Annotated in this window: 8 protein-coding genes; 1 reads left to right on the top strand and 7 read right to left on the bottom strand. The window is 26.8% G+C overall.

All coding sequences use genetic code 11. The features are described 5' to 3' along the window. The 6 genes from NY022_RS04945 to NY022_RS04920 form a co-directional block, all read right to left on the bottom strand. On the bottom strand, positions 1-2,670 hold a 2,670-nt coding region (locus tag NY022_RS04945), incomplete at its 3' end, for a BspA family leucine-rich repeat surface protein (protein WP_267524039.1). A 199-nt stretch (positions 2,671-2,869) separates the two neighbouring features. Beyond that, positions 2,870-5,584, bottom strand: a complete 2,715-nt coding sequence (locus NY022_RS04940; RefSeq protein ID WP_267524037.1) for a BspA family leucine-rich repeat surface protein — start codon at positions 5,582-5,584, stop codon at positions 2,870-2,872. Between the two features lie 116 nt (positions 5,585-5,700). Continuing rightward, complete coding sequence (locus NY022_RS04935; RefSeq protein WP_267524035.1) at positions 5,701-7,062, bottom strand: BspA family leucine-rich repeat surface protein; 1,362 nt, start codon at positions 7,060-7,062, stop codon at positions 5,701-5,703. Between the two features lie 203 nt (positions 7,063-7,265). Beyond that, the gene (locus tag NY022_RS04930; protein ID WP_267524033.1) at positions 7,266-8,411 is read right to left on the bottom strand and encodes a BspA family leucine-rich repeat surface protein; all 1,146 of its coding nucleotides are present in this window, start codon (positions 8,409-8,411) and stop codon (positions 7,266-7,268) included. 110 nt (positions 8,412-8,521) lie between these two features. Then, positions 8,522-8,779 (bottom strand): hypothetical protein, encoded by a 258-nt coding sequence (locus NY022_RS04925; protein WP_267524031.1) that lies wholly within the window; start codon positions 8,777-8,779, stop codon positions 8,522-8,524. Next, positions 8,779-8,979: a hypothetical protein gene (locus NY022_RS04920; RefSeq protein ID WP_267524029.1), complete on the bottom strand. Its 201-nt coding sequence runs from the start codon at positions 8,977-8,979 to the stop codon at positions 8,779-8,781. The genes NY022_RS04925 and NY022_RS04920 overlap by 1 nt, the downstream gene beginning before the upstream one ends. Before the next feature lie 139 nt (positions 8,980-9,118). On the opposite strand from NY022_RS04920, the gene NY022_RS04915 reads away from it, so the two are divergent. Continuing rightward, positions 9,119-9,805, top strand: coding sequence for an ion transporter (locus tag NY022_RS04915; RefSeq protein WP_324287468.1), 687 nt, complete (start codon positions 9,119-9,121; stop codon positions 9,803-9,805). 28 nt (positions 9,806-9,833) lie between these two features. Here the strand turns inward: NY022_RS04915 and mscL are convergent, their stop codons facing one another. Then, the gene (gene mscL / locus NY022_RS04910; RefSeq protein ID WP_214117937.1) at positions 9,834-10,241 is read right to left on the bottom strand and encodes a large-conductance mechanosensitive channel protein MscL; all 408 of its coding nucleotides are present in this window, start codon (positions 10,239-10,241) and stop codon (positions 9,834-9,836) included.

The raw sequence follows: 10,241 nt of genomic DNA, 5'->3' as shown, positions 1-10,241 counted from the left end.
ATTTACTACATTTTTTGTATCAAAGTTTAAAGGCTGATTGAAATTACGACAACTATCAAACATACTAGACATATCAGTTACATTTTTTGTATCAAAGTTTAAAGGCTGATTGAAATTAGAACAATATATAAACATCTTACTCATATTAGTTACTTTGCTTGTATCAAAGCTTAAAGGCTGATTGAAGTTTTTGCAATTCCAAAACATATAACTCATATTGGTTACATTTCTTGTATCAAGTTCTAAAGGTTGATTAAATGATATGCAATCATCAAACATATGGCTCATATTAGTTACATTGCTTGTATCAAAATTCAAAGCTTTGTTGAAATTGTCACAACCATAAAACATATGGCTCATATTAGTTACATTGCTTGTATCAAAATTCAAAGCTTTGTTGAAATTGTCACAATTATAAAACATAAAACTCATATCAGTTACATTGCTTGTATCCCACTCATTTATCCCTCTAAAATCTTTTCTTTTACTATCCTTAAAAAGCTCACTCATATCAGTGATTAAACTAGTATCAATATCACTTAGGCTAATTCCATCTGTATAAACTAGAACTTTTAGTTCGTATTTATTAGCTGGTTGGTATTTGTTGGCTACCTTTTTTATCAAATTATTATTTAGCATATATTCTCTTGCTACATTTATCTCATAAGCTATTTTTATCATCAAATCTTCATTTTTAATCATTTTAATAAAATCAAATGACTCACATCCATTAAACATACCTTGTATATCAACTACTTTTGATATATCAAAATCTAAAGGCTGATTGAAATTACGACAACTATCAAACATATAACTCATATTTACTACATTTTTTGTATCAAAGTTTAAAGGCTGATTGAAATTACGACAACTATCAAACATACTAGACATATCAGTTACATTTTTTGTATCAAAGTTTAAAGGCTGATTGAAATTAGAACAATATCTAAACATCTTACTCATATTAGTTACTTTGCTTGTATCAAAGCTTAAAGGCTGATTGAAGTTTTTGCAATCCCAAAACATATAACTCATATTGGTTACATTTCTTGTATCAAGTTCTAAAGGTTGATTAAAATCTTTGCATGTACTAAACATTTCACACATATTAGCTACTTTACTTGTATCAAAGCTTAAAGGCTGATTGAAGTTTTTGCAAATACAAAACATAAAACTCATATCAGTTACATTTGAAGTATCCCATTCATTTATCCCACTAAAGTCTTTTCTATCACTTTTATAAAAAAGCTCACTCATATCAGTGATTAAACTAGTATCAATATCGCTTAGGCTAATTCCATCTGTATAAACTAGAACTTTTAATTCATATTTATTAGCTGGTTGGTATTTGTTTGCTACCTTTTTTATCAAATTATTATTTAGCATATATTCTCTTGCTACATTTATCTCATAAGCTATTTTTATCATCAAATCTTCATTTTTAATCATTTTAATAAAATCAAATGACTCACATCCATTAAACATACCTTGTATATCAACTACTTTTGATATATCAAAATCTAAAGGCTGGTTGAAGTTATTACAACTACTAAACATAGAACGCATATCTGTTACATTACTTGTATTAAAGTTTAAAGCTTGATTGAAATTTTCGCAAACACTAAACATCCGACTCATATCGGTTACATTACTTGTATTAAAGTTTAAAGGCTGGTTGAAGTTATTACAACTACTAAACATAGAACGCATATTAGTTACATTACTTGTATCAAAATCTAAAGGCTGATTGAAGCTTTCGCACCAACTAAACATATAACTCATATTAGTTACATTTTTTGTATCAAAGTTTAAAGGCTGATTGAAATTTTCACAACCATCAAACATACCTTGCATATCTGTTACATTACTTGTATCAAAATTTAAAGCTTGGTTGAAATTTTCACAACCATAAAACATATGGCTCATATTAACTACTTTTGAAGTATCAAAGCTCAAAGTTTGGTTAAAATTAAAACAATTATAAAACATAAAACTCATATCAATTACATTACTAGTATTAAAGTTTAAAGGCTGATTGAAATTATAGCACTCAGCAAACATATCACTCATATCAGTTACATTTTTTGTATCAAATTGTAAAGGTTTGTTAAATTTTTTGCAATTACTAAACATACCACCCATATCAGTTACATTTTTTGTATCAAAATCTAAAGGCTGATTGAAATTTTCACAAACAGAAAACATACTACTCATATCAGTTACATTTTTTGTATCAAATTTTAAAGGTTTATTAAATTTTTTGCAATACCAAAACATATGGCTCATATCGGTTACATTTGATGTATCAAAGCTCAAAGCTTGGTTAAAATTAAAACAATCTTCAAACATATAACTCATATCAGTTACATTGCTTGTATCAAAATCTAAAGGCTGATTGAATTTTTTACAACCATAAAACATAGAATTCATACTAGTTACATTGCTTGTATCCCAAGTATTTATACCACTAAAGTCTTTTCTATTACTACCCTTAAACAATACACTCATATCAGTAATAGCACTTGTATTTATAGTATCTAGTGATATATCTTCATACTTAATCAATACTTGCAATTCTTCTTTACTCTTAGGATGGTATTTATTATCTTTAAATTCTATTTTAGATATAGTATTTAAGTCTTTTTTACTTGCCTTTTTTAATGTTTTCATAAAAATCCTTTCATAATAAAATAAATTGTCTTAATGATAGCAATCTGCAAAGACACGATATGTCTTTAGAAAAATATTTGTGTTTTATGAAAGTTTTTTGAATTATTTAAGTAAATAATGAAAATTAAAAAAGGAATTTAAAATAGGAATTTCGTTTGTTTGAAATACTAGAAAATACTCAAACAAACGAAATTTAAGTTTATTTTTCTAGCTTATCGCAACCTTCAAACATATTTTCTTGCTTTTTTACATTACTCATATCAAAATTAGGTTTATGCGTTAAGCTAGAGCAGTTAAAAAACATAACACTCATATTAATTACATTGCTTGTATTAAAGTTTAAGGGTTGATTGAAGTTTTTGCATTTTCTAAACATCTCACTCATATTAGTTACTTTGCTAGTGTTAAAACTTATAGGTTGATTAAAATTTTTGCAATCACTAAACATAGAACTCATATTAACTACTTTTGAAGTATCAAAGCTTAAAGCTTGATTGAAATTTTTACACCCTCTAAACATAGAGCGCATATTTGTTACATTGCTTGTATCAAAGTTTAAAGGTTGATTGAAATTAGAACAATCAGAAAACATATAGCTCATATCAGTTACATTACTAGTATTAAAATTTAAAGTTTGATTAAAGTTTTTGCACTTATAAAACATCTGACTCATATTAGTTACATTTTTTGTATCAAAGTTTAAAGGCTGATTGAAATTTTCGCAATAACTAAACATAGCACTCATATCAGTTACATTTGATGTATCAAAGCTTAAAGGCTGATTGAAATTTTCGCAATTCAAAAACATATAACTCATATTGGTTACATTTCTTGTATCAAAGTTTAAAGCTTGATTGAAATTGTAACAATGATAGAACATACGACGCATATTAGATACATTGCTTGTATCAAAGCTTAAAGCTTGATTGAAGTTTTCGCAGCCATTAAACATCCAGCTCATATCTACTACTTTGCTTGTATCAAAGCTTAAAGCTTGATTGAATTTTTTACAACTATAAAACATATAATTCATATTTACTACATTTTTTGTATCAAAGTTTAAAGGTTGATTAAATGATATGCAATCATCAAACATACCTTGCATATATGTTACATTGCTTGTATCAAAGCTTAAAGCTTGATTGAAATTAAAACAACAATTAAACATATAACTCATATCTATTACATTACTTGTATACCAAGTGTTTATTCCGCTAAAATCAGTTCTTTTACTATGTTTAAAAAGCTCACTCATATCAGTGATTAAACTTGTATCAATATCATTTAGACTAATTCCATCTGTATAAACTAGAACTTTTAGTTCGTATTTATTAGCTGGTTGGTATTTGTTTGCTACCTTTTTTATCAAATTATTATTTAGCACATATTCTTTTGCTACATTTATCTCATAAGCTATTTTTATCATAAAATCTTCATTTTTAATCATTTTAATAAAATCAAATTTCTCGCATTTATAAAACATACAATCCATATTAGTGACATTTCTTGTATCAAAATTTAAAGCTTGATTAAAATTTTCGCAATCAGAAAACATATAACTCATATCTGTTACATTACTTGTATCAAAGTTTAAAGCTTGATTAAAATTTTCGCAATCAGAAAACATCCAGCTCATATTAGTTACACTGCTTGTATCAAAGTTTAAAGGTTGATTGAAATTAAAACAATCATTAAACATATAACCCATATCGGTTACATTGCTTGTATCAAAGTTTAAAGCTTGATTAAAATTTTCACAACCATTAAACATATAACTCATATTTGTTACATTTCCTGTATCAAAATATAAAGACTGGTTAAAATTTTTGCAGTCTCTAAACATATGACCCATATCGGTTACATTTGATGTATCAAAATCTAAAGGCTGATTGAAGTTTTTACAATCACAAAACATCAAACTCATATCTATTACACTGCTAGTATCAAAAAATAAAGCTTGATTAAAATACTTACAACCACGAAACATATAAGACATATTAACTACATTACTAGTATCTATTTTATTTATTGCTGAAAAATCTCTTATTTTACAACTATCAAACATATTTTTCATACTTGTTACATTAGATGTATCCCAAGCTTCTATACCTTGTAATGTCTTTCTTTTAGAAGATTCAAATAAATAACTCATATCAGTAATCAAAGATGTATCTATCTCATTTAGTTTTATTTGCAAATTTTCTACTAGTTGCTTAAGTTCATCTGTGGTTTTAGGTTTATATTTGTATTTGCTTGATTTTTTACTATTTTTAGATTTGATGATTTTTGTATATTTGGCTAATTCTTTATCGCTGATTAAAGAATTTACAAAAGTATTTTTACTTAAAACCTGCCAAGTCTCTATCCCACTAAAATCAGTCCTATCGCTAGAGCAAAATATCAAATTAGTATCATATAATTTACTAGTATCAAACAAATTTAAAGGAATATCACTATTGTTTAATATAAACTCAAGTTCTGCTTTGTTTTTAGGAAATATTTTACCATTGTGGTATTCAAAAGAAATATGATTTAATATAAACTCACTTATATTTTTACACCCTGTTAACATTGCACTACATTGTATAAAATTTAAAATATTTAATTTTTCTAATTTGATTTTTCTTAAATCTAGATTGATACAACCAAAAAACATTTTATGAGTATTTAAAAGAGAGCTAGCATCTATTTCTAAAACCTCATTTAAATTTATACAATATTCAAACATTCCTCTCATATTAATTACATTTGAAGTATCCCAGTCATTTATCCCACTAAAGTCTTTTCTAGCACTACCTTTAAATAATTCACTCATATCAATAATTAAGCTTGTATCTATATCGCTTAAATTTATGTTTTCGTTATTAATTAGCTTTTTTAACTCACTTTTAGTAATTGGCTTATATTTTTTCATCAAATATCCTTAATCAAATTCCTAATTCAAATTCTTTTAAAAATTAGAAGAATTTGAATTAGAAATTTCGTTTGTTTGAAATACTAGAAAATACTTAAACAAACGAAATTTAGTGATTATTTGCCTAGTTTATCGCAACCTTCAAACATATTTTCTTGCTCTTTTACATTACTCATATCAAAATTAGGTTTATGCGTTAAACTAGAGCAGTTATTAAACATATAATTCATATTTGTTACATTACTTGTATTAAAGTTTAAAGGTTGATTGAAATTTTCACAACCACCAAACATCCCACTCATATCAGTTACATTACTAGTATTAAAATTTAAAGTTTGATTAAAGTTTTTGCACTTATAAAACATATTACTCATATCAGTTACATTTCTTGTATCAAAGTTTAAAGGTTGGTTGAAATCAGAACAATTAGAAAACATATAACTCATATCAGTTACATTACTAGTATTAAAACTTAAAGGCTGATTGAAGTTTTCGCATTTGTTAAACATCCGACTCATATCACACACATTGCCTGTATCAAAGTTTAAAGGCTGATTAAAATTAAAACAATATCTAAACATAGAATCCATATTAGTTACATTACTTGTATCAAAGCTTAAAGGCTGATTAAAATTATAACAGCCATAAAACATAGCACTCATATTTACTACATTGCTTGTATTAAAATCTAGATGTTGATTAAAATTTTTACACTCAGCAAACATATCACTCATATCAGTTACATTACTAGTATTAAAACTTAAAGGCTGATTGAAGTTTTCGCATTTGCTAAACATAGAATCCATATTAGTTACATTGCTTGTATCAAAGCTCAAAGCTTGGTTAAAATTAAAACAATCTTCAAACATATAACTCATATCAGTTACATTACTAGTATTAAAATTTAAAGCTTGATTGAAATTATAACAATCTTTAAACATAGATTTCATGCTAATCACTTTTAAAGTATTAAAATTTAAAACTTGGTTGAAATTTATGCAAGTATTAAACATAAAACACATGTTAGTTACATTGCTTGTATCAAAGTTTAAAGTTTGATTAAAGTTTTTGCACTTATAAAACATAAAACTCATATCAATTACATTTGATGTATCAAAGTTTAAAGGCTGATTGAAATTAAAACAATCATAAAACATAGAATCCATCTTAGTTACATTTGATGTATCAAAGTTTAAAGCTTGATTGAAATTATAACAATTTCTAAACATTTCACTCATATCGTGCACATTGCTTGTATCCCAAGTATTTATACCACTAAAGTCTTTTCTATTACTACCCTTAAACAATACACTCATATCAGTAATAGCACTTGTATTTATAGTATCTAGTGATATATCTTCATACTTAATCAATACTTGCAATTCTTCTTTACTCTTAGGATGGTATTTATTATCTTTAAATTCTATTTTAGAAATAATATCTAAGTCTTGTTTGGTAGCATTTGCTAATTGTTTCATAAAAAAAATCCTTTCATAATAAAATAAATTGTCTTAATGATAGCAATCTGCAAAGACACGATATGTCTTTAGAAAAATATTTGTGTTTTATGAAAGCTTTTTTGAATTATTTAAGTAAATAATGAAAATTAAAAAAGGAATTTAAAATAGGAATTTCGTTTGTTTGAAATACTAGAAAATACTTAAACAAACGAAATTTAAGTTTATTTTTCTAGTTTATCGCAACCTTCAAACATATCTTCTTGCTTTTTTACATTACTCATATCAAAATTAGGTTTATGCGTTAAGCCAAAGCAGTTATTAAACATATAGCTCATATTTGTTACATTTTTGGTATCAAAGTTTAAAGGTTGGTTGAAATCAGAACAATTAGAAAACATATAACTCATATCAGTTACATTGCTTGTATCAAAATTTAAAGGCTGATTGAAGTTTTTACAATCATGAAACATACCTCCCATATCGTGCACATTACTTGTATCAAAATCTAAAGGTTGGTTAAAGCTTTTACACCCACTAAACATAGAATCCATACTAGTTACATTGCTTGTATCAAAATCTAAAGGTTGATTGAAATTTTTACAACCCATAAACATAAGCGTCATACTGGTTACATTACTAGTATTAAAATTTAGTGATTGATTGAAAGTTTCGCAATTTGAAAACATACCACCCATATGAGTTACATTGCTTGTATCAAAGTTTAAAGGCTGATTTAATTTCCAACACCTAGAAAACATATTACTCATATGAGTTACATTGCTTGTATCAAAGTTTAAAGGCTGATTAAAATTAAAGCAACTATTAAACATAAAACTCATATTACTTACTCTTGAAGTATTGAAATTTAAAGGCTGATTGAATTTTTTACAACTACCAAACATCCCACCCATATCAGTTACATTTCTTGTATCAAAACTTAAAGCTTGATTGAAATTTTCACAATCATAAAACATATCGCTCATATTTACTACATTTTTTGTGTCAAAGTTTAAAGGTTGATTGAAATTAGAACAACGGCTAAACATACCACTCATATCAGTTACATTTGATGTATCAAAGTTTAAAGCTTGATTGAAATTAAAGCAATCTCTAAACATTTCACTCATATCGTACACATTGCTTGTATCCCAAGTATTTATACCACTAAAATCTTTTCTATTACTATCTTGAAATAATTCACTCATATCAGTAATAGCACTTGTATTTATAGTATCTAGTGCTATATCTTCATACTTAATCAATACTTGTAATTCTTCTTTACTCATAGGATGATATTTATTATCCTTAAATTCTATTTTAGAAATAATATCTAAGTCTTGTTTGGTAGCATTTGCTAATTGTTTCATAAAAAAAATCCTTTCATAATAAAATAAATTGTCTTAATGATAGCAATCTGCAAAGACACGCTGTGTCTTTAAATAATTTCGTATGTTTTAAAACATACGAAATTTAAATTTTAACAATGTTCGTGTTTTCCATGTGGGCTATAACTACATCCACCAAACGTATTTAATCCACAATATCTACAAACACTAGAATTTGAAACTTTAAAATGCTCATGTTTTCCATGCGGGCTATAACTACATCCACCAAACGTATTTAATCCACAATATCTACAAACAGAACTACCATCTGCTATATGCTCGTGCTTTTTGTGTGGGCTATAACTACATCCACCATAACTACTAGAACCACAATATTTGCATTTAGACATTACATATACTCGTGATTTTTATACGGACTTTTATTGCAAGAATTACCAGCAGCTTGTGAGCTTACTAATCCACAAAAACAACAAATATACCCACTAGAACTCTCATTTATATAAATATGAGTTTTACTTGGACTATAACTGCAACTTCCACCATAAGCACTAGGATTTTTATATCCACAATAAGAACAAATGTATCCCATAACATCTCCTTAAAAAATAATTTCTTGTTTTAAACAAGTATTGAAATGATACCATCAGCAAAAAACACACTATGTCTTTTAAATATATTAAAATACAAAAAATTTTTTCAAAGGACTTTTACGCAAAAATTATTTCAAAATTTTTTTCCGTTCACAGACTTACAAACTAGGCATCATCCTAATAATAGTCTTTAACTCTATCACGCTAGGATTTGCAACTTCAAGTGAGTTTAGTGAGAAGTTTTCTAGCTTTTTTTATTATGTAGATATGATATGTCTTTGGATTTTTATCGTTGAAAGTATTTTAAATCTTTATGCTTTTAGGCTGAGTTTTTTTACAAGTAGTGAAAAGGGTTGGAATATTTATGATTTGTTTATAGTGATTATTAGTGCTTATATAAGCTATGATTTTGTGGTGCTTAGAGCGTTTAGGGTGTTTAGAGTGTTAAGGCTTCTTCGTGTGGTGCCATCTATGAGATTTGTATACTCTACTATGCTTTTTGCTGTACCACAAATCATTAGTATTGTTATGCTTTTGCTACTGTTTTACTACATTTATGGGGTGCTTTGTTGTAGTCTATTTGCTACTAGTATGAATGAGCATTTTGGTACTTTAGGGGATTGCTTTTTTACTCTTTTTACCATTATGACGCTTGATGGAGGTTCTGCTATCGTAAAAGAAGCTATGGGAGTTTATCCTTATGCTTGGGTGATTTTTGTATCTTTTATACTAATTTGCACCTTTATCATAATGAACCTAATCATCGCAATAATTGTAAATAGCATAGATGAAATTAAAAAGAAAAATGAAGAAAATAAAATGTAAAAAGCTAATCATTAAGATTAGCTTAAGATTATTTATTTTTTAATAAATCTCTGATTTCTGTTAGCAGCACTATATCTTCGCTTGGAGCTGGAGCAGGAGCTGGTTTTTCTTCTTCTTTTTCTGCTTTTTTAAGCTTATTGATTAACTTTACAACAACGAAAATTGAAAACGCAATGATTAAAAAATCAACTATATTTTGAATAAATAAACCATAATTAACGGTTACATTTTCAGCTTCTTTAGCACCTTCTTTAATAACCAATTTTAAATCACTAAAATCAACTCCGCCTGTTAAAACTCCAACAATAGGCATAATAATATCAGCCACAAGTGAGCTTACAATCTTACCAAAAGCAGTTCCTATAACCACACCCACAGCTAAATCTACAACATTTCCACGCATTGCAAATGTTTTAAATTCTTGTAATATTTTCAT

The sequence above is a fragment of the Campylobacter sp. MG1 genome, assembly GCF_026616895.1.
Taxonomy (GTDB): Bacteria; Campylobacterota; Campylobacteria; order Campylobacterales; family Campylobacteraceae; genus Campylobacter_E.
Note: the sequence above shows the minus strand (reverse complement) of the source record. Positions and strands in the feature narration are given on the sequence as shown.

Bases quoted from the DNA above. Each gene is read 5' to 3' on its own strand.
- NY022_RS04940 (WP_267524037.1), bottom strand. From the start codon at position 5,584: ATGAAAAAATATAAGCCAATTACTAAAAGTGAGTTAAAAAAGCTAATT.
- NY022_RS04935 (WP_267524035.1), bottom strand. From the start codon at position 7,062: ATGAAACAATTAGCAAATGCTACCAAACAAGACTTAGATATTATTTCT.
- NY022_RS04930 (WP_267524033.1), bottom strand. From the start codon at position 8,411: ATGAAACAATTAGCAAATGCTACCAAACAAGACTTAGATATTATTTCT.
- NY022_RS04925 (WP_267524031.1), bottom strand. From the start codon at position 8,779: ATGTCTAAATGCAAATATTGTGGTTCTAGTAGTTATGGTGGATGTAGT.
- NY022_RS04920 (WP_267524029.1), bottom strand. From the start codon at position 8,979: ATGGGATACATTTGTTCTTATTGTGGATATAAAAATCCTAGTGCTTAT.
- mscL (WP_214117937.1), bottom strand. From the start codon at position 10,241: ATGAAAATATTACAAGAATTTAAAACATTTGCAATGCGTGGAAATGTT.